Source organism: Paenibacillus sp. CB74, assembly GCF_055687625.1.
This window is the reverse complement of the sequence record NZ_CM146009.1, coordinates 1,720,188-1,746,565: the sequence shown is the minus strand read 5'-3', so window position 1 is coordinate 1,746,565 and position 26,378 is coordinate 1,720,188. Positions and strand designations below refer to the sequence as shown.

Here is a 26,378-nt window from a genome sequence, read left to right as displayed (position 1 = left end):
CTATGTTTGACAAAATTCTAGTCGCCATTGATAAAGGCGAAATAACGAACAAACTCCTTGATGCAACCGTTGAAATAGCACAAAATAAACAAGCTCAAGTTACCTTGGTTCATGTTAGCCAGAGTTATGTGCCGATCGGCATGACGTTTTTACCAGAGAATTTTCTGGAAGACATAATGAACGAAATGGAGAAAGCGAGTTTGGAACAGTTGCATCAAGCCAAATCTAAATTAAAGTCTGCGGGAATTAACCCGGAAACTGTTCATCTTAAGGGAGATCCTGGGCATGAACTATTGAATTATGCAAGGGATACCGAGCAGCAACTTATTATTATCGGAAGCCGTGGGCTAATAGGCATAAAAGAAATGATGCTTGGAAGTGTCAGCCACAAGGTTTCACAGTTATCAAGTTGCCCAGTCCTCATTGTTCATTAACTCCTCTATACAGCGGCATTTCAGGATATTGTGTCCTACAAATGCCGCTGTTTTTTCTATCCTTTAGTTGCCGAAAATGATGAAGGATCAGAGGTTCCATAACACTATAAGCAGCTTAATTATAATATGTGGTAAAATAGACGGGGCAATAAGCCTAGATAAGCACATGCATCTGGCAAAGGAGTTAACCATGACCAAACAACGTAAAATCATTCTAACCTTAACCATATTCTATACATTGTTTATTCTTTATTTTATGTTCCTCGCCTTCGGTAGAAGAGATGTTTCAGAGACAACGACTGGCTATACCTTTCTTTTCTCCCCAGATAGCTTTTTTAAACTGCCGGCTCTATCTGAACTCCTGCATCCCAGTCTCATGACTTTAGTTGATTTGGGTAACATTGCCGCCTTTATCCCTTTTGGTATCCTGATGCCATGGTTGTACAGGATTACCTTTGCCCGGTTCTTTACCTTGTTTGTTATAGCGATTCTTGTGCTGGAAACCATCCAGGCCCTTACCTTACTTGGTAGTTTCGATATAAACGATGCCATTCAGAATACGATAGGAGCAACCATTGGTTATGGGGCGTACAAACTTGGTTTCCGTTCCCGGAACCTCTGGCGCAATCTGGTAAGAACGGCTATTTCCGGTATGATTCTTTTATTAGTCGTATGGGGATTATTCGGAGCGATAGATAACGCAGCAACTAAAGTAGAAGGCCCTTTTGTGGCAATCAACGAATGGATGGACAGTTCGGGTAATTCATCATCTGCAGACAAACCGGACAGCATCAAAATAAGCGATCAAAATGTAAAGATTCTCTATAATATGTACGGCGCTGAAGGCGGAGATCCTAAAACGTTTACATACACGTCTGAGGGAGAGACGATTTTCTCTTTTTATTACGGAATCCCTGAACCAACAGATTATTCAGGAAAAATTCGTGTTACCCTCAATGGAAACGAGATAATGACCGGGTCTGGAGAAGATCAGCGGAGTGATCCTGAACTATTCCCGTTGATATTCAAGATTCCTCTCGAACCGGGAAGCCAACTGAAGATCACCATCGAAGGGAACGAAAAAGTATGGGATGTAGGCTATAAACGGATGCAATATTTTTGGAGCAGCTAAATGTTTGATCTTCCATGCCTTTTTAGGCTTGAAAAATGGATAAAGCAGTACAAAAAAAGGACCGTAAGTGTTCATCTCCCATCGATGAATGCTTTCGGTCCTTTTATCTAATGAACGACGGTATCGGTCTTCGTCTCTCTTGATTAACGTCTTCGGAAGGCTCCGCCACGTGCGAGAGCGAAGAAGATGAGCAGGGCAATAATGGAGCCAACGATGGCTGGAATAATGTGAAATCCGCCAATCACCGGTCCCCTTGGTCCCAGCAATTCCGTTCCTAACCAGGAACCGATAAAACCCGCAATAACGTTCCCAAGTACACCGCCCGGTACATCTCGCCCAATCAAGTTGCCGCTTAACCAACCAATAAGTCCACCAACAATGAGTACCCAGAGCAGATCCATGGATTGTTCTCCTTTCTTCGGGTTTATTACAAGTTATGTGGGGTTCGTTGGATTATACCTCATCTTCCTGTCGGTGGAGGAATCTAAAGCGTCTGTGCTAAGATGGGTTAATATAGGATTGAAGACGTTGGAGAACAAGGGTAGATAGGGGTGCGTGTACATTTTGAAGAAAATCTTAGTCATTGATGATGAAATCGCTATTCGAGATTTAATTGAGCTGGTGCTAAGGCGAGAAAACTATGATGTGCAGACCGCAGAGGACGGCAAAACGGGCCTGAGGCTGCTCGACTCTTTTCAACCCGATATAGTGGTACTTGATCTGATGCTGCCAGATTGCTCCGGATATGATTTGTGCAAGGAAATTACCGGAAAACGCGCCATTCCTGTGATTATGCTCTCAGCCAAAAATGAGGTAATCGACAAGGTGCTTGGACTAGAACTGGGCGCGGAAGATTATATGACCAAACCCTTTGATAATCGTGAATTGCTCGCTCGCATCAAGGTGATTCTGAGAAGAAACGAGAGCAAGGAGGAATCAAGCGAAGGAACAGAGGTGACATCTACACGCATCATTCATGAAGAGTTGACATTTGACTTGGAAAGCCGAAGAGTGCTGAAAAACGATGTACCTGTGTCTTTAACGGCCAAAGAGTTTAAAATTCTGGAAACGTTACTCAAAAGGCCAGAAAAAATCTTTACCCGGGATGAATTGCTGCAGATTGGGTGGGGATATGACTTTATGGGAGACAGTCGCAGTGTGGATATGACCATCATGCGATTACGGAAGAAGTTGGAGGATAACGCGGACGAACCGAAGTATGTCAGGACGATCTATGGATTTGGCTATCAACTTGGAGGTGGCGAGGCCTGAAGTATGCAACCCGGTTACTGCTGAATTATTTATTTTTCTCCGTGCTGTCCTTTGGCATCATCATTTTTGCGGTGAACAAAGCAATCGATTACTACAGCTTCGTAACCATTGAGAAACAGATGATGGAGAAGGCGGATCTGTCCGAGCTGTCCTTCCGTGAGGTGTTGGCACAGCACAGGTCATCGTCAGGAGAGCCGCAGACGGAGGAAATCGTCAGACTTGCTCTGGAGAAGCTGAAAGCTTCAGGCAAGGAAGTACGTATCTACGATAGCTCCAAGCAATTACTGGGCTTGGCTGTGGATGGCATCATCATTAATGATGGCAAACCGCTTATTTTCGACAAAAATATAGAGAAAGCACTGAGCGGCAGTTATGCCTACACCGTCACGGAAGATCATCAGCTTTATTTTGCGACGCCCATTCAGAATCAATTCTACGAAAACGCTTATGTGTATGAATTCGTGGATGACATTTCCTACTTTTATGCGATCATGAATCAAATCCGTTATATCCTGTTTGCAGGTGCAGGCGGTTTCATTGTTCTGATTACGTTATCCAGTCTGTGGATTGCACGCAATACAACCAAGCCGATTAAGATACTGCTTGGCTCTGTGCAAAGCTTCTCCAGACAGGAGTTTCGGAGAGTTCATCTAAAACGGAAGGATGAGCTAGGCATGCTGGCAGATGGGCTGGATTCCATGGGGCGACAGCTTCATGATTACATTCAGTACCAGAAACAATTTGTCTCCAACGTATCTCACGAGTTAAAAACACCCTTGGCAGCCATTCGTGGTTTCTCTCAATACTTGGTCGAAGGAGAGACTGAGAACAAGGAACTGCAAAAAATCTATGCTCATCTGTTGCAGGAATCGGATCGACTCACCCGCTTGATTAATGAACTGTTATTATTATCCCGATTCGATAAGGCGGGTTCTAATGATTTGGAAGCCCGGAAGACGGAAATGAACGAACTGATTCAGCAAGTTGCAATGAATATGGGAGCCAAGGCTAAGGATAGAGGGATCGAGATCAGAGTTAGTCAGGCGGAGCAAGAACCGGAAGATGACGGTACGACAAGAGTGCAAGCCAACGTGAATCCAATGCTGATGTCCCATGCCATCGCCAATCTTGTGGACAATGCCATCAAATATTCAGGCAGTCCATCGCTGATCGAATTGAAGTTGGAACATACGCCAAGCGAGGTCGTTATACGGATACGTGATCAAGGCATAGGCATCGCGGGAGATGAGCTGGAGCGAGTACAGGAACGCTTTTACCGAGCGAAAAATGCAAGTACAGCAAATGGGTCGGGTCTTGGACTTTCCATTTGCAAAGAGATTGTAGAGCGGTTTAATGGATATATCGACATTGAAAGTCAACTGGGAAAAGGGACGACCGTTACAATTGTTTTGCCTCGTGCGTAGCCCTGCATTTCAAACCCAAGCCTAAATAGGTAACGTTACAAGATTGGTACATTTCTGTTATAAGACTAACAAATCTTTTATTTATAATCACTTCATAAGAACAAATCACACATTTATGGAGGGATCATGATGAAATTAACAAAGAAAGCTGCAAGTTTTATCGTACTAGGTGCGTTACTAACGGCGGCATTAACGGGCTGTCAATCCAGTGATGCTACATCTCCAACAACCGGACAGAACACAGCAAACGAACAGAACACAGGCGAAGGTACAACAAATGCTAATACGCCTGCTTCCGAAAGTACTGAAGAAAAGGGAACTGAAGCTATTAAGGAAGGTTCGATGGAGAAGGAAGGCAATGTGGTACTGAAGGAGCTTGCTTTTGTCTTTAATGAGCATACCATTGCGATTTCGGATACAGCGAATGAAGAACAAATGGAACAGATGCTGGGCAAACCGGATAACCTGAAATCTCATACGTACAGTGCTGACGATGGAACCAATATGGATAACTTAATCGGTTTTACGGAAAAAGTGTACACGTATCCCGGTCTGGAGATTAAAACCATCAGTATACCTGAGGGGAAACAAGACTCCATCTTTCATATCGAAATCACAGATCCTAAGTACGCCACAGTGCGAAACATTAAAGCAGGGGATAGCCTCGATACACTCAAAAACGCCTACCCTGAGGGGAAACTCGTTGGTGATGGCGCTCCAGATGAGGAGGATGACTTCCGTTACGAGCCGTCCAATTATGTGGATGTGATGTCATTTCATATCAAGGATGCCAAGGTCGAGAGCATTCAAATCTACAGTCTTCTGGACTAATAAGTAGTGAGCAATGTTGGTAAGCCATTCATGCGATTCACCTTCAATATCTGAATAAAAATGAAAAGTTAACCCTCATACATCCTGAAAAGGAGCATTGAGGGTTAACTTGGTTTTAGGACTTTTAAATTAAGCGCTGCTTGGGCAAATGCAGAATAACGTTGAATTGATCGCCATGAATTTCGATGTTGATCTCCCCGCCGTGCAGCTCAACGATGCTTTTCACAATGGACAGCCCTAGGCCAGAGCCTTCTGTCTGGCGGGATTCATCTGCTCTTTTGAAACGCTCGAACAACTCTTCCGCAGCAAAATCAATCTCATACGCAGCCGTATTTTGAATTTTGAATTGTACCTGATCATCAGACTCGTCCAAATAAATATAGATTCTGGTTCCTGGAAGCGAATATTTCTGCGCGTTGCCAATTAAATTTTCGAATACACGCCAAATTTTATTGCCGTCCAAATGTGCATGGATGGGGAATTTCGCGATCCTCTCCCGAATCACTGCCGACGCTTGTCCCATACCAGTGTTGGACTCGGCGATCGCCTGTGTCAATAATGTCGCGACATCGACGTATTCAATATCCAGCTCTACTGTACCGCTGGCCATCTTGGAGATTTCGAACAGGTCTTCAATCAACAGCTTCATCCGTAGCGCCTTCCGGTCCAGGGTTTCAATATAGGCTCGGGTAGTCTCCGTAGACAGATCTTCTTTTTTTAATAAATCAACATAGTTGATAATAGAAGTAAGCGGGGTTTTCAAATCATGCGATACATTGGTAATCAGCTCTGTTTTTAACCGTTCACTCTTCATTTGATTCTCCAGCGCGCTTTGATACCCGGCTTTCATATTGTTAATATAGCCAGCAAGCTTGGATAGGGCATCCTTGCCGGTTACCTGAATCGTATTCTGAATATTGCCTTCAGCAATTTCTTTGCTCCCGTTGATGATGGCGATAAAGCGTCCAAGCTTGGAAAGGATATACGGAACCAGGAACAGCACATACAGCAACACATAGAGTATGAGCAAGTCCTGTTCGTATACACCGTAATATGTGGCTGCCTGCCAAATACAAATGCCCGCTATCGGGGTTAGCAGAAACATCATGATGATGCCAAACGTTAATCTCCAGTTCTGCAAACTGGCTCTAAGACCGGTTCTCCAGCTATGAAAGTAATCCATGAGCAGGCTACCATCCCAGAAGGAACGTCCAGCTTGGGGTGCCTTAAAATAAAGAAACAACCTGCTTGCCAGTAAGCAAAGAATAATAAAGGCAAGCAGTGCCTGGATGTAACTTGAAGTTGAATAGCTAATACTCAACCCCGTGTATGAATACGAGTTTATAAGTATGAGGATCCATGAGATCGCGGCGACAATGATGACAATAAGGTCGATTGGAACCTTCCGATCGGCTTTATTTTTTCTCGATTTTGTATCCAATTCCCCATACCACCTTTAAATATTTTGGGTCTTTAGGGTTGATTTCAATTTTTTCACGGATGTTTCTTACATGTACGGCAACCGTATTCTCTGAAGTGAAGATCAGTTCATTCCACACGCGCTCATAAATCTCTTCAATGGAGAAAACTCTGCCTTTGTTCTCCATCAGCAGCTCCAGAATTTTGTATTCCTTCGGGGTTAATCTAACGTCCTCACCATCTATCTCAACAGTCTTCGAGCTTTTGTTCAGCACGAGTCCTCTTACTTGTATAAGCTCATCCCCGTTTGACTGAAAGGAACCTAAATTCGTAAACCGGCGCAGCTGAGATCGGACTCTGGCAATCAGCTCTAGAGGATTGAACGGCTTCGTAATATAGTCATCAGCACCAACGTTGAGTCCTAAAATCTTGTCGCTATCTTCTGACTTGGCGGAAAGCATAATGATCGGTATATTTTTGTTTTCACGAATTTTAAATGTCGTTTTAATTCCATCGAGCTGCGGCATCATGTTGTCCATAATAATAAGATGAATGGTTTCTTGTTCAAGAATTTCCAGCGCCTCCAATCCGTTAGAGGCAGTGAATACATCCACATCTTCGCTTTTCAAATAAATAACGAGCGCTTCTCGAATTTCCGGTTCATCGTCTACAACAAGAATGTTATTGATAGCCATTATTTCTCACCTTCATCACGATATTTCTTATACTTGCTAATCCGGAACTCATGTATCCCGAAAATTCAACATGGCCGGGGGGAGCGTCTGCAAGCATCAGCTCCTCTGGTGATTCTTCCTGATCTGTGTAAAACCCATGTACCCCAAACCTGGACAGAATCTGCATAACCGGTCTGCTGTTGACCGTGTGAACATAACTTTTTACCCCAAACTTATTCAGTGCTGGAACTAAATTGGGGTTTAGATACACGCGGTATGCAGGCATGGCAACGGCTGTCAGTTGTTTGTCCCTTACGAATTCTACAATACTTTCGGCGGAGGCGCCAGTTTTGTAAAGTGAATATATTTTGTTTGGAAAGGGGTAGATTCCCATAACCGTGTCATACATTTTCGGGCTGAAGATTTCAGGTATAACCCGGTTGAGCAGTGCAGGATCCGTACGTCGAACCTCATTGACTAGATGCACAAACTGCTGCTGAATTTGCGCTTTGCTGCCTGCTTTCGTGTCCACAATTAAGTCAAAATCAGGATATTGCTGCATCAGCTGCAGGATGTCCGGCAGGGTAAGAGGGTGGAATCTTCCCATAATAAGCGAGTTCGCAAACTGAAGCTTGGTTACGTTTCGTCCGCGATGAGCAGCCAAGTCGGGCTGTAGCTTCTGCGACCAATCATGTCTGGCTACAAGCTTCCCGTCCGTCGTCTGCACAAGATCAACCTCGAACAAACGGTACCCTCTATTGTAATTGGTTATAAATGCCTCGTAAGAATTGGTGTAGCTGGCACCGTCAACTCCACCAAATGCATGTGCAATAAGCCTGTTTTCCTGCCAGCCGCTAGGACCAGCTATAGAGTGAGGTTGATTCAGACCTGTCCTAAAAAGCCCCCAGTTGCACCAGATCATTCCTGCTGTAAAGACTATGAGTAAGCTTAACATCATCGTTTTCTTCATTCGTTCTGCTCCTTCGTTATCCCGATGTAAGTCATACTACAGGACGCAAATGAAGAAGGAGTGGTATAAAAACGAAGGAATTTATGAAGTTTGTATACATTGAAATTCATATAAAAAGAACACAGCGAAGGCTTGGAAACGAAAATTGATCCGCTGATTGGAGACTGGCACTAAACAAATGCATGAGACGTTGTTGGATGTGTGGATTATAAACAGGGAGGGTGGAAGAGTGATCAAGTCGAGGACGTTTCTTTAAGTATGTATCGTGACGTAGCAGAAACAAGGGTGGAATGGTTCCCCCCCTTGTTTCATTACTAAATTATGGACACAGGGTACATTATGCACTTAGAAATCTCCGGCAGCACTTAGGCGCTGTCAGGACGGAATGTTGATAGCCGTTTGAATGTTTTTCAGGTCGAGCTGAATTTGCTCTGAAATATGGAAGGGATGATATAAGCCATGCTGTACCATGTAATTTGATATCTTCTCATGAGAGTCTATCGCTTCATCGAGCTGTTTCATCAGAATTCGCTTGATTTCGGGAGTGGCACATTCGGTCACAGCCATGGCATAATTTCTGACTCCACTCTTGGCGTTTATCAACAAATCCATTGCAATCACATCATCCGTTAGCGTATGAAGGCCTGACATGTGTTCTAATATTGGGTTCATTTGGTTATCTCCTATACAGTCGCTTTAGTCAGCACTCCACCAAGCTCATGAAGCTGCTGTTGTGATAATATCGCATCTTGTTGCAAAATTTGCTTGAGCTCCGGGTCGGTTACGAGAGCTTGCATGGTCTGGGATTTAGTCAGGCAAACCGTCTTGAATGCAGCAATTTCATGTACCTCGAGAACCTCATGCAATGCGTATTTGGAATTCATTCGAATTGTCCTCCATGTATCTATCCATATTTAAGGCTTTAAGATGACTTTAATACAATTGTCCGTTTTTGTATCGAACACTTCATAACCACGCTTGGCATCACTGAGGGGAATGACGTGTGTAACTATGTCGCCAGGATCCACTTTGCCAGACGTAACCAACTCGTACATATATGGCATATAGTGAATGACCGGAGCTTGTCCGGAACGGATATTCACGTTTCGCTGCATGATGTCACCAAGTGGAAATCCGTTATAACGTCCACCGTATACCCCAGTGACTTGAATGGTTCCGCCTTTGCGGACAGCCTGAGATGCAATGATAAATGCACTCATGGTACCGCCTTGCAGTTTCAAACCGCTGGCTAAATATTCAAGATCGCTCATCTTGCCGTCCATTCCTACTGCATCAATGACAACATCGGCGCCGCCTTTGGTCATTTCCTTGAGCGTATTGCCTATGTTCTGATCTTGTTCGAAGTTTACGATTTCGACGTTGTTCGTTCGCTTCGCATGCTGCAAGCGGTAATCGACATAGTCAACGGCAATGACCCGCTTTGCTCCTTTCAGCCAGCAGAATTTCTGGGCCAGGAGTCCAACTGGGCCGCAGCCGAGCACGATGACCGTATCTCCATTTTTTACGCCGGCATTATCTACGCTCCAGAATGCCGTGGTCATGGCATCAGCGATCAAGCTTAGCTTTTCATCTGGTTGTTCGCAGTTTTCAGGAATTTTGAAGTGGGTGAAATTGGCAAATGGAACCCGTAAATACTCCGCTTGACCACCAGGATATCCACCGGTCGTTCCTGAGTAGCCGAAATATGCGCCCATATCCCCGTGTTCGTTGGAGTTGTCACATTGACTTTCCAGCTGATTTTTGCAGAAAAAGCATTCTCCGCATGCGATATTGAACGGGATGATTACACGGTCGCCTTTTTTTAGGTTTGTCACGCCAGGGCCTACTTCTTCTACGATTCCCATCGGCTCATGTCCGATGACATAGTCCTCCTGAAGGTTAGGGATCATCCCGTGAATAAGATGAAGGTCAGAACCGCAAATGGCGGAACTGGTGATCTTTACGATCATATCGTCCGGTTTCACGATCTTCGCATCCGGAACCTCTTTGACCACGACATTTTTAACCCCTTGATACGTTACCGCCTTCATGCGTTATGTCCTCCAATATGTTCATCTGGGGTCCGATCAAACATCCCTTTACGCGACGTATCACCCGGGAACAGATTCATCTGGCCGATCATCACCGTATTGTTCGCCGAAAGCTGGTCGAGTTGGTACTGTTCGTTTAGCTCGTAAGGATGGAACCACTTTTTGCGAATCATGAGCTCCGAGATTTCCTGGTGCATTGCGATTCCTTGTTTAAGCTGAGTGTGCAGAAGGGCTCTTACATCTGGTGAAGCCGTTTCCGTCAGGGCGATGGACAAATTACGCACACCTTCCTTGGCACGAACAAGGAAGTCCATGGCAAAAGTCATATCTGCCATTTCCGGCATATTTAATGAATTAATCGGGTCTAAATAATCGGTATTCATTTGAGCTCCCCTTAATGTGTTATAGGTGTCGGACTACTCGGAACAGGCGCTTGGAAAGGAGCTTTGGCATAAATGGCTTGCAGCTCGGCGATCTGTTGTATGGACTCAGTGACGTCTTTCTGCATTAAAGCTTTTAGCTCTTGGTCAAAGACCAGACCTTGCATCAGTTTTGACTTGGCGATGCACAGTGTTTTGAAGTTTAAAGCTTCATGCAGTTCCATCGATTCGTGCGGCGCTAGTGTTGGGTTGTTCATGGAGAACTGATCACCTCCTTTTTTTTCATCAACGTTAGATTTTCCAACGAATCGGATCTTATACTAAAATGGATTGAGGGGGATGCAAGATCCGAATATTCCCATACCGTTGCAGGAATATAAACAATTTCTTAATCCGATACTTATTTTTGTGTTTTATATGATCTTGCAAAAGGGAGGAGGACTCACTGTGCCCAATAAAAACAAAATTGATCTAGCCACCGAAAATGCAAGAAAACCGGCAGAAGGTGCCCTTAACTCGAGTGGAAATACACTGGAGCAGCATGCATCTAATGCGGTTTCTGAAGTGCAGACAGCTTTAAATCAGGCAATAAGCTCGTTAAATGAATCTAATGCAACAGATTCACAAGCGTTGGAAAAAGCCCGGCAGCAATTGACCCGAGCAGATGAATTTTTAGATCAAGCGCAAACTTCCGCAAACGCATTACGTCTCCCGGACCAACAATAAAACGGTCCTAGAACTGATAAGCTTGTCAGTGTTTTTCCTTCTATTCCGTATTTTCTCCGATACTCTCTGCATGGGGATTTACCCTGCGTTGACGATCGGAGGAAGCAATTTTCCTAGAACACATATAGTTACGGTCACATGCTTCGGCTCACGCCGAAGTTTTTTGTATTTTAGATGTATGGGACAATTTCAAAATCACGGTTGAAAAAGAATGATTAAGGGCCAGGCATTAGAAAAAGTCTTGAACATAATTATAGGTAATATCTATCCAACTATGTTGAGGAGGACATCATACAGCCTATGTTACCTATGGAAGAATATTTTGGTAAGTTAGAACTCGTTCATTCCTTTTACGGGGCTATGCCTACAGGCGTTAGTGTATCCGAAACCGGGCGTATCTTTGTTTGCTTTCCGAAATGGGGAGATGACGTTAGATTTACGGTAGCGGAAATTGTTGAGGGTCAGTTGCAGCCATATCCTAACTTAGAAACGAACTTGAGTACCCCATCGAATAACGCTATGTCTTTCATTAGTGTGCAAAGTGTTGTTACAGATGGAAGAGGAACCCTGTGGGTACTGGATACGGCTGCACCTAATTTTTCTGAGCCAATTATAGGAGGGGCAAAATTAGTCGCGGTAGATTTAGAAACAAATACAATAAGAAAAGTATATATATTTGCAGATGATGTTGTCTTACCAACAACGTATCTGAATGATGTCCGATTTGACTTTCGTGTAGGTAACGCAGGTTACGCATATATAACAGATTCTTCTTCCAATGGTCCAGGCGCTATTATCGTCGTAAATCTAGAAAACGGCAATGCGTATAGACGGTTGCATGGAGCAAGCTCAACCTCACCCGACCCGTATTTTATACCGAAAGTGGAAGGTAAAATTTTGATGAATCGAAACGCGGATGGTTCGACATCTCCCTTTCGCTTGGCCTCTGATGGGATAGCCATTTCCCCTGATGGGAAAATGTTATTCTATTGTCCATTAACCAGTCGCCAACTATACTCGATCTCAACCGAATCGTTAAGAGACAGAACGATACCGGATTTCAAATTAAGTGATCTTGTGCAGTATTGGGGAGAAAAGGGAGCATCGGATGGGATGATCACGGACGCAATAGGAAACGTGTATGCTGGAGATTATGAGAATGATAGCATTCGCAAGATATTGCCGAATGGAATCATGGAAACCATCGCCCATGATCCCCGAATTTTATGGCCAGATACGTTTTCTATTGGTCCGGATCAATACTTATATGTAATTGTGAATCAATTACATAGGCAGGCAAGATTTCATTATGGAAAAGATCTGCGACAAAAACCGTATAGTTTACTCCGTATGAAAATTGATGAATTACCTGCACTACCTTTTGATCAATAGATTCGATTAAAACTTAAAGAGGCAGAGTTTCACCCTGTTGTGATTTCAAACGGGATTCATAGTCTCAGGAGTACAACATGCGTCATGGACATACGTATATAGCACTGCTATAATAGAAGTTATGAGCACATATGACAAAATATTAGCAGCTGCTCTTAAGGTACTGGAAGAAGAGGGCGGAGCCCAATTTTCGACGCGAGCTGTCACTTCGATCGCGCAGGTTACGGCTCCTACACTCTACCACCATTTCGGTAATGCCGATGGACTCCTGAGTGCAGCTATAGTGGAAGCGTTCAAACAGTTATTCGAAAGCAAAATTGCCGCAGTGGAGTCACCTATTCCAGAGATGGCGCTTCGTCAGGGGTGGGATGACTATGTCCGCTTCGCGGCAGCCCGTCCTCGAATATATGCGGCAATGATGGGGCGGCTGCTAGAGGGCGCCCATATCGAGGCGGCAGATCAGTCACATCAAGCACTGGTGCAAAATGTTCAAAGAGTTGCCGCCGCAGGAAAACTGGCTGTTTCAGCCGAAACTGCGGCAGATCTGGTCTGGGCTTCTGCCAATACGGCCTCATGGCTGTATGTGACGTCCCAAATTCGCAAGGTACCCCCACCCCAGCCCGACGTCGTTGATCTCATTCGAGAAAGCGTGATGCAGATCATCTTGATCCCAATGCCGGATTCTGCTTCAAAATGAGGGATCGATGAAAAAGCTTGGAGACTCCAGACAAAGCCCCTATGTGGGCTTTGTTTTGTTTCATGGTAAAGATGATGAACCACAAACGGTAGCACATAAGAGAGATCGCCTATCCAAGCAGGATGGCGATCTTTTTCATTTTCAAAGGGTTTCGATGAGCTCATTCCTCGCGCTACGGTATGTCGTGAGCGTCGAAGTATATCACGCTGTGCCCGTCATTAATGATGTCAGATCGCAGGAGGATTACAATATGAAAAATATATAGCACCGCTATAGACAGCTCTATATAGCGGTGCTATAATGACCGTATAACAGTGCTATACAGTGATTCATAACTTATCAAACTCGGGAGGTTTACAATGCGATATAAAACTCAAGAAATGGTTGTCGTCACAGGTACTTCAAGTGGAATCGGCAGGGCTACCGCGGAGCAGCTTGCCGCTGAAGGATTCCACGTTTTAGCTGGGGTTCGCCGTCAGGAAGATGCCGACAAAATCAAACAAAAAAATATCGAACCGGTCATTCTCGATATTACTGCTATCGACACACTAAGGACGCTAGCCGAACGAGTGGAGCAAGATCCGCTTGGTCGCCCGTTGCGCGCCGTGGTCAACAATGCTGGCATTGCCGTTAATGCACCTCTTGAGATGGTTCCGCTGGATGAATTACGCCGTCAGATCGAAGTCAGCGTGATCGGGCAAGTTGCGGTTATTCAGGCGCTTACTCCCGCCTTGCTGAAGAGCGGCGGACGCGTAGTGAATATCGGATCCGTTGGCGGCAAAATTTCAATGCCCGGTTTCGGAATTTATTCAGCTGCAAAATACGCGATGGAAGCGATCAATGACAGCCTCCGCAGAGAGATGTCCTCGTTCGGACTCAAAGTTATCATGATTACTCCGGGCGGTGTCAGCACCAGCCTGTCGGAGAAAGGGGTTACGACAGCCAATCGGCTGTCCAAGTTGATGACGCCCGATCAGCACAGACGACATGACCGCCTTTTTGACGCCGTGAAGGCGCAGGCTGAATCGTGGGCAACGAGCGGTATTCCTCCTGAGAAAGTGGCAGAAGTGGTTTCACGAGCCATCCACGCAAGTAATCCGCGCACTCGCTATACGGCTGGCCGAGATTCGGCACTGCTGACCCGACTGGTTCGTATTCTCCCGGATAAACTTCTCGACCGGATGCTCCGCAGCCAGATGAAGCTGCAGTAACGGGAGTATGACTGATGTCACAACAACCGTTTAAACATGCATTATTGATAACATAGGAGGAATCAACATGAACGATACCAATAACCGTTACGTTACTGTACTCTGGGAGGCGAGAGCCAAGGCAGGGAGAGAAGCCGAGATGAAGGCGTTTATGACTGCAGCTGTCACCCCGTCACGGAACGACCAGGGTAACATTGACTATGAGGCTCACGAGGTAGAAGGCCAGCCTGGTACATTCATCATCCACGAGCGCTGGGAAAACCGGGATGCTCTCGATCGACACCTGAACGCCCCGCGGATGCAAGAACTTGTGCCTCAGCTCTTAGAACTGATGGAGGGATCCATTGAGGAAGGGATTCGAATCCTGAAACCGTTTCGTCCAGCGCATTAAACTAGAACATTGGGGAGGTCAAACATTGGCAACGATCGATGATTTTACAGCACTAGATATTCGTGTGGGAACGATTAAGGAAGCGGAGTTTTTTGAAGAAGCAAAGATCCCTGCGATTAAGCTTAAGATTGATTTTGGACCGGAGATCGGGATGAAATCCTCAAGTGCACAAATAACGAAGCGTTACAAGGCTGAGAACATTATAGGAAGACAAATTGTAGGAATCATCAATTTTCCTCCTCGGCGCATTGCTGGATTCAAATCGGAGGTATTAGTTTTGGGCGGAGTCCCGGAAAAAGGAGATGTTATTCTGTTAACGCCGGATACTGAAATCCCTAACGGCACTCCTATTGCATAAGTTAGACGACAAGAACGTTAACTGAATACAAACAAGAAAGCTGCTGACCAAAGTGTGACTGCACCCCAATTGTTAGACACCAACTAACAGATCGGAGGTGCAGTTTTTTTGCCAAAAAATTAATATGGACTCACTCCATTCCTTTAATCTTTGGAGTAATCATGAATTCGTTTATGAAGCAGAAATAAGGTCAGCACTTACGGAGTTCACACATTATAAATAAGATATTATTTTTCCAAAAAGAAAACGATCTTACCATATATTCAGGGTCATTTGCTCTACTCTTATGAAGTAACCGATTACATTATTAACGTTTACCAACGGAGGAGAGCGAATGAATCCTAATTTGAAAGAAATCATCAGTCAAATGACATTGGAAGAAAAAGCAGAACTCTGCTCAGGTAAAGATTTCTGGAACACCATATCCATCGACCGCCTTGGGGTTCCCTCTATTATGATGACAGATGGCCCTCACGGACTTAGAAAACAAGAGGGGAGCGCAGACCACTTAGGCTTAAACAAAAGTATACCGGCTACCTGCTTCCCATCCGGAAGCGGAGTTGCCTCATCATGGAATCGTGAACTTGCCGATACGATGGGGAAAGCAATCGGACAAGAAGCAGTGGCAGCGGATATTTCGATTGTTTTGGGGCCAGGTGTGAATATCAAGCGTTCCCCGCTGTGCGGCCGAAATTTTGAATATTATTCTGAAGATCCTTATTTATCGGGAACTTTGGCAGCCAGCTATATTCAAGGCGTACAAAGCCAAGGCGTGGGTACTTCCATCAAACATTTCGCTGTAAATAACCAGGAATATAAGCGTATGTCTGTCGATGCGGTGGTGGATGAACGGACTCTAAGGGAAATCTACCTGGCTAGCTTTGAATATGCAGTGAAAGAGGGTGAGCCATGGACTGTCATGGCCGCTTATAACAGAGTAAATGGTGATTTTTGTTCCGAAAACAGCCGGTTATTGACTGAGATTCTTCGGGAAGAATGGGGATTTGCAGGCGTAGTGGTGTCGGATTGGGGGGCTGTCAATGAACGGGATCAGGGACTAGCTGCCGGTCTGGACCTTGAGATGCCTTCCAGCAACGGAATAGGATGCAAGAAAATTATTGAGGCTGTTCAATCGGGAGAGCTGAGCGAAGAGGTGCTGGATCAGTCTGTTGAGAGATTGTTGTCACTTGTATCCAAAGCTGTAGATAGCCTGAGGAAGTCAGTATCGGTTGATGTAGAGGCACAGCACCAGTTGGCCAGAAAGATTGCAAGTGAATGTATGGTCCTGCTTAAGAATGAAGAGAACATTCTCCCTCTAAAAACTGAAGATTCCATCGCGGTTATCGGAGCATTTGCGCAACAACCACGCTACCAGGGCGGTGGTAGTTCACACATTATGCCGACGAAGCTGGATAACATCTATGAAGAAATCCTTAAAACAGCCACTGACAGTGCAAGCATCTCGTATGCCGCCGGTTATAGATTAGACGAAGATGTTGTAAACGAAGAACTCATTCAAGAAGCAGTAGCTGCCGCAAAGAATGCACGGGTTGCAGTGATATTTGCCGGGCTGCCTGAACGTTATGAGTCCGAAGGTTTCGACCGGAAACACCTTCAATTGCCGGAAAGTCACAGAACTTTAATTGAAGCAGTCGCGGAGGTTCAAGAGAATATTGTTGTTGTATTGAGCAACGGAGGGCCTATTGAAATGCCTTGGCTGAATAAAGTTAAGGCTGTATTGGAGGCATACCTTGGAGGACAGGCTTTGGGCGGTGCAATCGTTGATATTCTCTTTGGAAGCGTAAATCCAAGCGGAAAACTGGCTGAGACATTCCCTAAAAAGCTGATTCACAATCCGTCGTACTTGAATTTCCCCGGAGACGGCGAGACTGCCGAATATCGAGAAGGTATTTTTACAGGTTACCGTCATTACGATACAAGAGATGTGGAGCCTTTGTTTCCATTTGGCTTCGGGTTGAGCTACACCCAATTTGAATATAGTGATCTACAGGTTAGTCATAAACAGATCAAAGATACCAGCAGTGTAACGGTTACTGCAAAAATTAAAAACACGGGTGAAAGAGCGGGAAAAGAGGCCGTTCAGTTATATGTACGTGATGTGGAATCAACGGTGCCACGGCCACTTCAGGAATTGAAGGGGTATACCAAAGTTTCACTTCAGCCTGGTGAAGAGACTACCGTACATTTTGAACTGGACAAAAGAGCCTTTGCTTACTACGATATTAAGCTGAAAGATTGGCATGTGGAGACAGGTAAATTCGACATTATGGTCGGAAAATCTTCAAGAGAGATTGAACTCGTTGAAACGATCGAGGTAGAATCGAGCGTAATGATTACGAAACCAATTACCAGACATTCCACGTTCGGAGAGTTACTGCAACATCCCGTTGGAGCTGAAATTATGGGTGCGATGGGGCAATATGACGGGAATGAAGCAGGACTGGGTGAAGGAATGCAGGAATTAGTTATGGGTACCACATTGCACAATGCAGCACTTATGAGCGGCGGTCAGTTCACAGAAGAAACACTACAGACTATCTTATCCGCTGTTAACCGTTGAATGCATGAATAATTAGAATAAGCCCTCATAGTCGGGCTTATTCCTGTATCATATGATGCGTTTGTTGATACTGCTTCGGGGTTCTACCTGTGTGTTTTTTGAAGATTTTGGTGAAATAACTCTGATCCGTAAAACTCAAAAAGGACCCGATTTCAGAAAGTGGAGTGATGGTAAATTGAATCATATGTTTAGCTTCCTCAATTTTGATCTGTTGAATATATTCATTCACGGGAATCCCAACTTCTTTTTTAAATAGTACAGATAGATAGTTTGGGCTAATACCGGCATGTTCAGCAATTTCTTCGTGTGTAATTTTGGAATAACGGTGGTTATATATATAATTTTTGCAAAGTGTTACGATTTTAGAATGCTGCGATTCTTTAACCTGAGAGACTTTCTCGGTTAACGAAAAAAATGCTTCCAAGCAACATTGATCGATTTCTTTATCGGTCCGTAGATCCTCGAGGCGCTGTATGTAAATATCACTTACCGAAAAAGCAATCTCCGAATAAAGCCCCCCGTCAATGGCTGCTCTGGCTGCAAGTGCTATACCGATGATGCCAAGATTCTTTTTAGAACGGATATGACTTGATTTGGACAGGACCCCTGTATTTTCATGACCAAGTTGTGTAAAGTGTTTGAGCATATCCAATTTACCTTCCTTAACGATCGTTAACAATTTCTTTTCATTTAGCGGGTTGTGATGGAGCGTCTCATCATAGCCTTTTGAAGAATTTATGGAACCTTGTATTTCTTTTTCCTTGATATGAATACCGCGCAAATAGTCCTGTACTACATCCTCAGCTTCGATCAATTCGTGATTAAACATTTGATTAACCAAGATCGTGATGTTGATTAGCCTCTCATGAGGTATCACAGGAACAGATTGATAATAATGAAATACTTGTTCCCGGTTGGCAAAGAGATGTGTGTCATTAATGAGCCCATTTATTTTATGTTCACTCAAGCTAAATGGAAGGCAAGGTCCTAAAATGATGGTTCCTTCATCGTTCAGTTCGTTACCAATACGAATTAAAATGTAGTTCTCAAAAAACATCGTTCTTACAATTGAAGGATCTTCTTTACACACGGATGGATCAAACCCCAACACTGAAAAAAAGAATTGTTTATCATTTTTATACAGCGGATTAAGTATTCGATTACCCATCAGTTCGAATTGAACCTCTCCGGTGGAGCTTACAAAGAAGATGGACATATCAAAAAGTTCTGCAATAAGTTTACATTGACGTTTTAGATCCATTTTGTGTTTGCTCCTTTTTTCAATCATTTTATCACATCAAAATTATAAAATTACAATGATATTACCATATTGTATGAGGAAAATTCTTTATGATATTTTAGTAAGCGTTAACATTTAGGTGTGTGAGATCTATGTTGAAGGGTGGTCATCTCATGGAATTAAAAGATTTCCGGATTGAATACATGCTTAATCCGATTGGACTGGACACAGTGAACCCAAGATTCTCATGGAAATTAGTTTCTACTGAACAGGACGTAATGCAATCCGCTTACCGAATAAGTGTCACACAAGATTTGCAGAAAATCTGGGATTCTGGAAAGAGGGATGAAGACGTCTCCGTTTTAGTGGAATATGCTGGTCCTCGTTTACAGGCCTCGACTTTGTATCAGGTTCAAGTCGAAGTTTGGGATAACCAAGGTAATCACGCAGTTATGGAAGGACATTTTGAGACCGGGTTGCTGAACGGCAGCAACTTTCAGGCAGAGTGGATTACACATCCATTCCCGAGCGAAGAAAGTGCTCCACCCGTTTTCTACAAAAAATTCTCTGTCGAAAAGGAAATTCAGCAAGCCCGAATCTATACCACTTCCCTCGGTGTTTATGAAATTGCGATCAATGGGACAAGAGTAGGAGAAGACTACTTTGCACCTGGATGGACGAATTACAACGAGCGATTGCAGTATCAGACTTACCGTTTGGACGGGATGCTGGAGAGCCAGAATAAAATAGAGATTACGGTGGGGAATGGCTGGTATAAAGGCATATTTGGTTTTACTTGTACTCCCAACCATTACGGAGATAGAGTTGCTGCACTCGCGGAAATCCACATTGTCTATACGGATGGAACAAAAGAGATCATTGCAACCGACAAAACCTGGCAGGTGACTACCGGACCCATCCGTTCAAGTGAAATTTACATGGGCGAGACTTATGATTCTTGTTTTCATGAAAGTCAGTCCTTCCATGTGGAAACGGCTTCTTTCGATAAAAATCGCCTTGTCGCTCAGGAAAGTGAACCTGTCAAAATCACAAAAAGGCTTCCTGCCCTTCAGTTGATTACAACCCCTAAAGGAGAATGTGTCATTGATTTCGGGCAAATCCTTACTGGGTTTGTAGAGCTTCGAACCAAAGGGCGGAAAGGTCAAACGATAACCATACGGCATGCGGAGGTTCTTGATAAGGAGGGAAATTTCTATCCGGATACGTTAAGGCAGGCAGTGTCGATTGATCGATTGATCTGTAATGGTAATGATCAAATTTTCAGCCCTCATTTCACTTTCCATGGATTTCGGTATATCGCCATAGAAGGGGTAGATGAGATCCAGCTCGATCAATTCACAGCTTGCGTGCTGCATTCAAGTCTGGAGGAAACAGGCCGTTTCGTGACCTCCAATGCGATGGTGAACCAGTTGCAAAGCAACATTCAGTGGAGCCAAAGAGGTAACTTTTTGGATATACCGACGGATTGCCCTCAAAGAGACGAGCGTCTAGGGTGGACAGGAGATGCACAAGTATTTGCCGGGACCGCTGCCTTCAATATGAATGTTGCTTCCTTCTTCAAGAAATGGCTGCGCGACCTTGCCTCTGAACAGACGGAGGAATATGGGGTTCCCCATGTCATTCCTAACATTCTTGGAAATCAGGAAGGTGCCGCTGCCTGGAGCGATGCCGCTGTTATTGTCCCTTGGGTCATGTACCAAACCTATGGAGATCTTCGATTGCTGCGAGAACAATACGACAGCATGAAGGGGTGGATCGATTATATTACTGCACGTTGTGGAACCAATGGATTATGGCAGACTGGTTATCAATATGGGGACTGGTTAGGGTTAGACAAAGAGGAGATTAGTAACGATAGAACAGGAGCTACAGATGTTTATCTGGTAGCAAACGCTTATTATGCATATTCGACCGAACTGGTTGCAAAGACAGCCAAGCTTCTGGACATAACCGAAGATGCCGTCCGTTACGAAGAATTGCATAGCCAGATCAAACAGGCTTTCAATGCAGAATATATCTCTTCAACTGGCAGACTGGTCAGCGAAACTCAAACGGCCTGCGTGTTAGCGCTACACTTCAACCTTGCCGAGGAAAGGTACAAGAAGCAAATCCGCAAGACGCTTGAGAGCAATATTGCAAGACATAAAAACCATCTCACGACAGGATTTGTTGGTACTCCATATCTGTGTCATGCCTTATCAGACAATGACCTGCATGACCTTGCTGGTACCTTGTTTCTGAAAGAGGATTTCCCATCTTGGTTGTACGCCGTAAAAAAAGGGGCTACCACGATATGGGAACGGTGGAATTCTATTCTGCCTAATGGTGATTTCGATACATCAGGTATGAATTCCTTGAATCATTACGCCTATGGATCTATTGGTGAATGGATGTACAGAAAACTCGCAGGAATTAATTCACTTGAAGCAGGTTATAAGAAGATTCTAATAAAACCTCAATTCATCCGAGGAATCAGTTCGGTAGATGCTGCTTTTGATTCGGTATACGGAGAGATAAAAAGCTCTTGGTCATGCAGGGCGGGTAACATTATTGTAAATGTAACGATACCAGCAAATACAACAGCCATTATTGTACTGCCTGAGAAACCTGTGCCTGTGGAGGTTGGTTCCGGATCTTACAGCTTCGAATATGCGACGCAAACCAGTCTCGAAAGAGAACGGTTTACGTTGGATTCGACACTTAAAGAGATTGTGGAAGAACCCACAGCAGTTCGAATGTTAAACGAGCACGCTCCCGGTATGCTGGATCACCCAATGATCCAATATGCTTATGATTTATCTGTAAGCGAAATGCTGGCCAATACTCCGCCGGAGACTGAACAGTTATTTAGAAGAGTCATTCAAATGCTCAATGCCTCCTAGGTGTGAAGGGGAAAGGATAGAATATAGAAGGCGCTGCTGGAAACGAGCAGCGCCATTTTGTATTACGGAAATTCGTTTTTGCATACCGAAATTATAGCGCATAAAAAAAGCGAAGTCCCAACATAAAATTACTAAAAAAAAAATGAAGTTACCATATTTATGTTTTGCGGAGGACTAAAATAATGTTTGAAAGCGGTACCATGAAGCGAATGAAATAAGGGGGAACAGCAATGAAAGCAGAGCGGGAAATCCTTAATCCACCAGTTGTAAAGGGAAGTAAGAAGTCCAGGGCATTGGGCCTTGATGTCCAAGGAATCCAGAAAACAATGCGCCCTTACCATTACTTAGGCGACGGAGCAGCGCAAGTTGCCTTAAACTCCATCAACGGACTGATTGGGATGTTAACTTATTTTTATACAGATAAGGTAGGGATTGCAGCTGCCACAGTGGGTACGATTATGCTCATCACCAAATTTATCAATGCAATAGCAGACTTGCTGATGGGTAGAATCGTTGATGCGACAAAATCCAAATACGGAAAGGCCAGACCTTGGATTCTATGGATGGCTCTACCAACCCTGGCATCTATCATATTACTGTTCACAGTGCCCGCCGAGGCATCATCAACGGTAAAAACCTTCTATGCTTTAGCTACAGTAGCGTTTGCTTCAGCCATTGTGTATACGGGAATTGCGATCCCTTTCGGAAGCTTGATGGCGATCCGTACCAGAAGTGTAGAAGAACGCGGTAAAATGGGCCTTACCCGAACCATCTTTGGATATATTATCGGAATGATTATCGCTATCGCATTAATTCCATTAACCAATATGCTCGGTGGGGATCAAAAAGCATGGATTATCGTTGCGGTTGTTCTGGGTATTGTATCTTTCATTTCCTTGATCCTGACCTTCTTAGCATCCAAAGAAAATAATGCTGGCATAAGTATTGTTGAAAGCGATAACATTCCCTTCTGGGAAAGCATCAAGCTCTTATTCCAGAACAAATACTGGGTCATCATGCTGTTTGCTCAGTTATTAATCAACATGCTATATACACTTAATGGTTCAACAGGAATCTATTACACCAAGTATATTCTCGGGAATGAGAACCTGATCGGAATCATGGGGGCAGTTGGATTAGTCCCGGTTTTTTTGGGATTTGTTATGGTGGGACCCATGATCAAGAAATTCGGACTTACCAGAACTGCACGGATAGGCATGATTCTTGGGATCGTTTCATCACTTATTCGTTGCTTCATGCCATATAACTTTATTGCAGCTATAGTACTTGGCGGTATCGCGACACTGGCAACCATTCCAATGATGGCTGTAGGCGGGGTGTTGGTGAACAACACCGTGGAATACGGTGAATGGAAGACAGGTAAACGATTAGTTGGGATGGTCAATAGCGCAAACAGCTTTGGCGTTAAAATTGGTATGGGCCTGGCTGCCGCGATGATCGGCTGGATTCTTGCCTTGGGCAATTACGATGGAGCGTTAATAACACAGGCGGATTCAGCGATTACCAGCATCCTGGTTCTGACGGTATATCTTCCTTTGGTGATCTTCGTACTTACGTATCTCTGCTTGCGCAAGTACGATTTGGATGAGAAGTATCCTCAAATTGTAAAAGAACTGGAAGAACGCTTAAATCCTTAGGAAGATGCAAGTTATCGCGTATTACTGGGATTAAATGAACCTATTTGAAAGTGAATCGTTAAATATGATAGTCTTTATATTGTAGTGATATTAATACTATCATTTTAAGGAGTGATGTGATGTTTACCAATGAAAATCAAGGTCGTTCCAAGTCCAAAGTAGATTTCATGGATCATTCTTTCATTCAGCAGCCTTTCCCAGTCTACGAAAAGCTGCGTGCCGAAGAGCCTGTCCATCGACTATTACTGCCAAGTGGGCATGCTGCGTGGATGGTTACCCGATATGAGAATGCCGTCAACATTTTGCAGGATAGTCGCTTTGTAACCGGGGTTCTCGATAACAGGAACGATGAAACGGAGGAGTCCCTTCCTCCGCATCAGGCGATTATCTCACGGAATCTGATCAGTGTTGGTCCAGAAGATCATCGTCGACTGCGGCGCTTGATTCAGAAGGCATTTACTCCCCGCATGATTGAGAGGCTCCGGGGACGAATTGTGGAAATAAGCGATGAATTGCTGGACAAGATTCAGGCCGGAAACACTCGGGAGTTTGATTTGATCGAGGACTATGCTTTCCCGCTGCCCATTATCGTTATTTGTGAAATGTTAGGTGTTCCGCTGAAGGACCAAGACAAATTCAGAGCCTGGTCCAACACCATTATGGAGAGTGTCAGCAATCCGCAGATGAACCAGGAGAGCGATGAAGTGATGAAGGCTTTTGTAGATTACTTACAAGAACTGATCACGCAGCGGCGCAATCATATTCAACAAGACCTCATCAGCGATCTCATTGGTATAGAGGAAGAAGGTGACAAACTAACAGAGCAGGAATTATATGCACTTGTGTTCGTACTTATCATAGCAGGGCATGAAACCACAGTGAATCTGATTGGGAATGGCATGTTGGCGTTGCTGGAACATCCCCAGCAAAAGCAACTACTTATGGATCAACCGGATCTGATTCAAGCGGCCGTTGAGGAAGTGCTGCGATTTAACGGGCCCGCAGAAATTAGCAATGTTCGATGGGCTGCGGAAAATGTTGATTTTCAAGGAATCCCGATTCGCCAAGGAGACATGATGCTGGTCGCTTTATCCTCAGCGAATCGGGATTCCAGTCGATATGAAAACCCTGATGCGTTTGACATTACTCGCAAAGTTAATGACCACATTGCTTTTGGTAAAGGAGTTCATTATTGTCTTGGCGCTCCACTTGCGAGACTTGAAGGCGAGATTGCGATCAACGCTTTACTTCAACGAATGCCGGAGATCCGGTTAAATACGGATGCGGCACTGCTGGAGTGGAGGCCAGGAATGATCATCCGGGGACTCAAAGCTTTTCCGGTCGTATACTAATCGAAATAGTAGATTTAACCAAAATTAATCAATATATTGGAGAGATGAACCTCATGAGTTATGACGAGAATATCCGAATTGGTGAATTGTTGAACAACGCAGAATCGTTTGCTGTACTGGAGAAGCATTTGCCGGAATTCGTGAAGGAACCAACGTTCAAGATGGCTACTAACTTTACGTTGGATCAACTAGCCGCATTGCCTCAGGTAGATATTCCTTTATCTACTCTTCAGATTTTGAAGCAGGAACTTGCAGCCATTGCGTTCGAAGCAACAGCCCAGAAGCCAGAACCTGTTGCACCGACAGGAAATAAAGAAGGTATTTCTCTGGAAGGTAAAGTGATCGTTGTTACGGGAGCTGGGAGTGGAATAGGTAGAGCGAGCGCGGTAATGATGGGATCTCGGGGAGCGAAGCTTGTGCTGGTTGATTTCAATGAGCAGACAGGGAAAGAAACGTTAGCACTGATTCGCGAAAATGGCAGCGAAGCTACTTTTGTACAGGCTGACGTATCCAAAGAGAGCGATGTTCAAAACTATATTCAAAAAGCAGTAGAAACCTATGGAAAAATTGACGTGGCATTCAACAACGCGGGCATACTCCAGAAATTCCAACGTTTCCAGGATATCTCCGAGGAAGAATTTACATGGATCATGGATGTGAATGTGAAAGGGATCTTTTTAGGCATGAAATATGCCTTGCAGGTTATGGATAAACAGGGATACGGGCATATCATTAATACGGCGTCCACTACGGCTATTCGTGCTGAACACAGTCTGGCTGCATACACCGCAAGCAAGCATGCCGTTGCAGGTTTGACCAAAGCGGCGGCCCTTGAATATGTACGCAAAGGTATTCGTATCAATGCCATCTGTCCAGGCGGGGTAGCTACAACATTAACGGCTGCGGTTCCCCAATCGCTACAGGAGAGTGGCTACGTACCTGAAGAGTTTCCGAATATGCGGATTGGGCGTTACGCAGAGCCAGAAGAACTCGCCCAGATCGTTGCGTTTCTTGCATCTGATTATTCCAGTTATATGACAGGATCAATCATCCTCGCAGATGGTGGAATCACACTCTAATCATTGGTTCAATTCACCTTCTGAATTGCTATAAATATAGGAACTTTCCGGAGGGAGGACCCTTTTGGCAAGTTTCGCATAATTCTTCAAAGTTATCGTCCATAAGTCTAACTTGTGGACGATTTTCATTATAAAAAGGGATGTACGAAAGGGCATGCACGATCGTACATCTTTTAGGTGGTGATTTGGACTATAATGACTTA

Annotated in this window: 27 protein-coding genes; 17 read left to right on the top strand and 10 right to left on the bottom strand. The window is 44.3% G+C overall.

The features are described 5' to 3' along the window. Positions 1–2 precede the first annotated feature (2 nt). A complete protein-coding gene (locus ACX9NY_RS07910) occupies positions 3–434 on the top strand; it encodes a universal stress protein (RefSeq protein ID WP_339233773.1) in 432 nt (143 codons plus the stop codon). Positions 435–624: 190 nt separating this feature from the next. Further along, positions 625–1,566, top strand: a complete 942-nt coding sequence (locus ACX9NY_RS07905) for a VanZ family protein (RefSeq protein WP_472477990.1) — start codon at positions 625–627, stop codon at positions 1,564–1,566. Positions 1,567–1,709: 143 nt separating this feature from the next. Here the strand turns inward: ACX9NY_RS07905 and ACX9NY_RS07900 are convergent, their stop codons facing one another. Further along, positions 1,710–1,967, bottom strand: coding sequence for a GlsB/YeaQ/YmgE family stress response membrane protein (locus ACX9NY_RS07900; protein WP_091029919.1), 258 nt, complete (start codon positions 1,965–1,967; stop codon positions 1,710–1,712). Positions 1,968–2,130: 163 nt separating this feature from the next. Between ACX9NY_RS07900 and ACX9NY_RS07895 the strand changes: the two genes are divergently transcribed. The 3 genes from ACX9NY_RS07895 to ACX9NY_RS07885 all read left to right on the top strand — a co-directional run bounded on the left by ACX9NY_RS07895 (position 2,131) and on the right by ACX9NY_RS07885 (position 5,093). Next, on the top strand, positions 2,131–2,838 hold the full coding sequence (locus tag ACX9NY_RS07895) for a response regulator transcription factor (RefSeq protein ID WP_301289956.1): 708 nt from the start codon (positions 2,131–2,133) through the stop codon (positions 2,836–2,838). 71 nt (positions 2,839–2,909) lie between these two features. Further along, entirely contained in the window at positions 2,910–4,262 is a 1,353-nt protein-coding gene (locus ACX9NY_RS07890) for a sensor histidine kinase (protein WP_472477987.1), read from the top strand. A gap of 126 nt (positions 4,263–4,388) precedes the next feature. Further along, a complete protein-coding gene (locus ACX9NY_RS07885) occupies positions 4,389–5,093 on the top strand; it encodes a hypothetical protein (RefSeq protein WP_472477985.1) in 705 nt (234 codons plus the stop codon). Positions 5,094–5,217: 124 nt separating this feature from the next. On the opposite strand, the gene ACX9NY_RS07880 is transcribed toward ACX9NY_RS07885, so the two are convergent. The 8 genes from ACX9NY_RS07880 to ACX9NY_RS07845 all read right to left on the bottom strand — a co-directional run bounded on the left by ACX9NY_RS07880 (position 5,218) and on the right by ACX9NY_RS07845 (position 10,844). Then, positions 5,218–6,534: a sensor histidine kinase gene (locus tag ACX9NY_RS07880; RefSeq protein ID WP_339255372.1), complete on the bottom strand. Its 1,317-nt coding sequence runs from the start codon at positions 6,532–6,534 to the stop codon at positions 5,218–5,220. Further along, the gene (locus tag ACX9NY_RS07875; RefSeq protein ID WP_339233788.1) at positions 6,509–7,207 is read right to left on the bottom strand and encodes a response regulator transcription factor; all 699 of its coding nucleotides are present in this window, start codon (positions 7,205–7,207) and stop codon (positions 6,509–6,511) included. The genes ACX9NY_RS07880 and ACX9NY_RS07875 overlap by 26 nt, the downstream gene beginning before the upstream one ends. Then, entirely contained in the window at positions 7,194–8,156 is a 963-nt protein-coding gene (locus ACX9NY_RS07870) for a phosphatidylinositol-specific phospholipase C/glycerophosphodiester phosphodiesterase family protein (RefSeq protein ID WP_472477983.1), read from the bottom strand. The genes ACX9NY_RS07875 and ACX9NY_RS07870 overlap by 14 nt, the downstream gene beginning before the upstream one ends. A gap of 375 nt (positions 8,157–8,531) precedes the next feature. Continuing rightward, a complete protein-coding gene (locus ACX9NY_RS07865; RefSeq protein ID WP_472477981.1) occupies positions 8,532–8,828 on the bottom strand; it encodes a spore coat protein in 297 nt (98 codons plus the stop codon). An 11-nt stretch (positions 8,829–8,839) separates the two neighbouring features. Then, entirely contained in the window at positions 8,840–9,040 is a 201-nt protein-coding gene (locus ACX9NY_RS07860) for a hypothetical protein (protein WP_472477979.1), read from the bottom strand. A gap of 30 nt (positions 9,041–9,070) precedes the next feature. Further along, on the bottom strand, positions 9,071–10,207 hold the full coding sequence (locus ACX9NY_RS07855; RefSeq protein ID WP_339255379.1) for a zinc-dependent alcohol dehydrogenase: 1,137 nt from the start codon (positions 10,205–10,207) through the stop codon (positions 9,071–9,073). Then, the gene (locus ACX9NY_RS07850; RefSeq protein ID WP_339255381.1) at positions 10,204–10,590 is read right to left on the bottom strand and encodes a spore coat protein; all 387 of its coding nucleotides are present in this window, start codon (positions 10,588–10,590) and stop codon (positions 10,204–10,206) included. Before ACX9NY_RS07850 ends, ACX9NY_RS07855 begins: the two co-directional genes overlap by 4 nt. An 11-nt stretch (positions 10,591–10,601) precedes the next feature. Further along, positions 10,602–10,844 carry a spore gernimation protein GerQ gene (locus tag ACX9NY_RS07845; RefSeq protein ID WP_253436288.1) on the bottom strand — a complete coding sequence of 81 codons (243 nt, stop codon included), beginning with the start codon at positions 10,842–10,844 and terminating at the stop codon, positions 10,602–10,604. An 82-nt stretch (positions 10,845–10,926) separates the two neighbouring features. Here ACX9NY_RS07845 and ACX9NY_RS07840 point away from each other — a divergent pair, with 82 nt between their 5' ends. The 8 genes from ACX9NY_RS07840 to ACX9NY_RS07805 all read left to right on the top strand — a co-directional run bounded on the left by ACX9NY_RS07840 (position 10,927) and on the right by ACX9NY_RS07805 (position 17,943). Then, positions 10,927–11,313: a hypothetical protein gene (locus ACX9NY_RS07840; protein ID WP_339255383.1), complete on the top strand. Its 387-nt coding sequence runs from the start codon at positions 10,927–10,929 to the stop codon at positions 11,311–11,313. A gap of 291 nt (positions 11,314–11,604) precedes the next feature. Continuing rightward, positions 11,605–12,705, top strand: coding sequence for an L-dopachrome tautomerase-related protein (locus ACX9NY_RS07835; RefSeq protein ID WP_339261444.1), 1,101 nt, complete (start codon positions 11,605–11,607; stop codon positions 12,703–12,705). 121 nt (positions 12,706–12,826) lie between these two features. Then, positions 12,827–13,402: a TetR/AcrR family transcriptional regulator gene (locus ACX9NY_RS07830; RefSeq protein ID WP_339255385.1), complete on the top strand. Its 576-nt coding sequence runs from the start codon at positions 12,827–12,829 to the stop codon at positions 13,400–13,402. Positions 13,403–13,409: 7 nt separating this feature from the next. After that, complete coding sequence (locus tag ACX9NY_RS07825; RefSeq protein WP_472477975.1) at positions 13,410–13,667, top strand: hypothetical protein; 258 nt, start codon at positions 13,410–13,412, stop codon at positions 13,665–13,667. A gap of 94 nt (positions 13,668–13,761) precedes the next feature. Then, entirely contained in the window at positions 13,762–14,613 is an 852-nt protein-coding gene (locus tag ACX9NY_RS07820; protein WP_339255386.1) for an SDR family oxidoreductase, read from the top strand. A gap of 67 nt (positions 14,614–14,680) precedes the next feature. Next, positions 14,681–15,004 (top strand): putative quinol monooxygenase, encoded by a 324-nt coding sequence (locus tag ACX9NY_RS07815; RefSeq protein WP_339255388.1) that lies wholly within the window; start codon positions 14,681–14,683, stop codon positions 15,002–15,004. 25 nt (positions 15,005–15,029) lie between these two features. After that, positions 15,030–15,362, top strand: a complete 333-nt coding sequence (gene csaA / locus ACX9NY_RS07810) for a chaperone CsaA (RefSeq protein ID WP_339255390.1) — start codon at positions 15,030–15,032, stop codon at positions 15,360–15,362. 334 nt (positions 15,363–15,696) lie between these two features. Next, positions 15,697–17,943 (top strand): glycoside hydrolase family 3 C-terminal domain-containing protein, encoded by a 2,247-nt coding sequence (locus tag ACX9NY_RS07805; RefSeq protein WP_472477972.1) that lies wholly within the window; start codon positions 15,697–15,699, stop codon positions 17,941–17,943. 37 nt (positions 17,944–17,980) lie between these two features. Here the strand turns inward: ACX9NY_RS07805 and ACX9NY_RS07800 are convergent, their stop codons facing one another. Next, positions 17,981–19,204: a helix-turn-helix domain-containing protein gene (locus ACX9NY_RS07800; RefSeq protein WP_472477970.1), complete on the bottom strand. Its 1,224-nt coding sequence runs from the start codon at positions 19,202–19,204 to the stop codon at positions 17,981–17,983. 152 nt (positions 19,205–19,356) lie between these two features. On the opposite strand from ACX9NY_RS07800, the gene ACX9NY_RS07795 reads away from it, so the two are divergent. From ACX9NY_RS07795 to ACX9NY_RS07780, 4 genes are all read left to right on the top strand, one after another. Further along, positions 19,357–22,086, top strand: coding sequence for a glycoside hydrolase family 78 protein (locus ACX9NY_RS07795; RefSeq protein ID WP_472477968.1), 2,730 nt, complete (start codon positions 19,357–19,359; stop codon positions 22,084–22,086). 230 nt (positions 22,087–22,316) lie between these two features. After that, the gene (locus ACX9NY_RS07790) at positions 22,317–23,744 is read left to right on the top strand and encodes an MFS transporter (RefSeq protein ID WP_472477966.1); all 1,428 of its coding nucleotides are present in this window, start codon (positions 22,317–22,319) and stop codon (positions 23,742–23,744) included. A 119-nt stretch (positions 23,745–23,863) separates the two neighbouring features. Then, positions 23,864–25,096: a cytochrome P450 family protein gene (locus ACX9NY_RS07785; RefSeq protein ID WP_472477964.1), complete on the top strand. Its 1,233-nt coding sequence runs from the start codon at positions 23,864–23,866 to the stop codon at positions 25,094–25,096. 320 nt (positions 25,097–25,416) lie between these two features. Continuing rightward, positions 25,417–26,175, top strand: coding sequence for an SDR family NAD(P)-dependent oxidoreductase (locus tag ACX9NY_RS07780; RefSeq protein WP_472479240.1), 759 nt, complete (start codon positions 25,417–25,419; stop codon positions 26,173–26,175). The last annotated feature ends 203 nt before the right edge of the window (positions 26,176–26,378 follow it).

Excerpts from the sequence above, each read along its gene's own strand:
- ACX9NY_RS07910 (WP_339233773.1), top strand. The coding sequence starts at position 3 with ATGTTTGACAAAATTCTAGTCGCCATTGATAAAGGCGAAATAACGAAC.
- ACX9NY_RS07850 (WP_339255381.1), bottom strand. The coding sequence starts at position 10,590 with ATGAATACCGATTATTTAGACCCGATTAATTCATTAAATATGCCGGAA.
- ACX9NY_RS07790 (WP_472477966.1), top strand. The coding sequence starts at position 22,317 with ATGAAAGCAGAGCGGGAAATCCTTAATCCACCAGTTGTAAAGGGAAGT.
- ACX9NY_RS07825 (WP_472477975.1), top strand. The coding sequence starts at position 13,410 with ATGAAAAAGCTTGGAGACTCCAGACAAAGCCCCTATGTGGGCTTTGTT.
- ACX9NY_RS07900 (WP_091029919.1), bottom strand. The coding sequence starts at position 1,967 with ATGGATCTGCTCTGGGTACTCATTGTTGGTGGACTTATTGGTTGGTTA.
- ACX9NY_RS07860 (WP_472477979.1), bottom strand. The coding sequence starts at position 9,040 with ATGAATTCCAAATACGCATTGCATGAGGTTCTCGAGGTACATGAAATT.
- ACX9NY_RS07840 (WP_339255383.1), top strand. The coding sequence starts at position 10,927 with ATGCAAGATCCGAATATTCCCATACCGTTGCAGGAATATAAACAATTT.
- ACX9NY_RS07785 (WP_472477964.1), top strand. The coding sequence starts at position 23,864 with ATGTTTACCAATGAAAATCAAGGTCGTTCCAAGTCCAAAGTAGATTTC.
- ACX9NY_RS07865 (WP_472477981.1), bottom strand. The coding sequence starts at position 8,828 with ATGAACCCAATATTAGAACACATGTCAGGCCTTCATACGCTAACGGAT.
- ACX9NY_RS07800 (WP_472477970.1), bottom strand. The coding sequence starts at position 19,204 with ATGGATCTAAAACGTCAATGTAAACTTATTGCAGAACTTTTTGATATG.
- ACX9NY_RS07870 (WP_472477983.1), bottom strand. The coding sequence starts at position 8,156 with ATGAAGAAAACGATGATGTTAAGCTTACTCATAGTCTTTACAGCAGGA.
- ACX9NY_RS07830 (WP_339255385.1), top strand. The coding sequence starts at position 12,827 with ATGAGCACATATGACAAAATATTAGCAGCTGCTCTTAAGGTACTGGAA.
- ACX9NY_RS07795 (WP_472477968.1), top strand. The coding sequence starts at position 19,357 with ATGGAATTAAAAGATTTCCGGATTGAATACATGCTTAATCCGATTGGA.
- ACX9NY_RS07855 (WP_339255379.1), bottom strand. The coding sequence starts at position 10,207 with ATGAAGGCGGTAACGTATCAAGGGGTTAAAAATGTCGTGGTCAAAGAG.
- ACX9NY_RS07805 (WP_472477972.1), top strand. The coding sequence starts at position 15,697 with ATGAATCCTAATTTGAAAGAAATCATCAGTCAAATGACATTGGAAGAA.
- ACX9NY_RS07845 (WP_253436288.1), bottom strand. The coding sequence starts at position 10,844 with ATGAACAACCCAACACTAGCGCCGCACGAATCGATGGAACTGCATGAA.
- ACX9NY_RS07905 (WP_472477990.1), top strand. The coding sequence starts at position 625 with ATGACCAAACAACGTAAAATCATTCTAACCTTAACCATATTCTATACA.
- ACX9NY_RS07820 (WP_339255386.1), top strand. The coding sequence starts at position 13,762 with ATGCGATATAAAACTCAAGAAATGGTTGTCGTCACAGGTACTTCAAGT.
- ACX9NY_RS07885 (WP_472477985.1), top strand. The coding sequence starts at position 4,389 with ATGATGAAATTAACAAAGAAAGCTGCAAGTTTTATCGTACTAGGTGCG.
- ACX9NY_RS07815 (WP_339255388.1), top strand. The coding sequence starts at position 14,681 with ATGAACGATACCAATAACCGTTACGTTACTGTACTCTGGGAGGCGAGA.
- ACX9NY_RS07875 (WP_339233788.1), bottom strand. The coding sequence starts at position 7,207 with ATGGCTATCAATAACATTCTTGTTGTAGACGATGAACCGGAAATTCGA.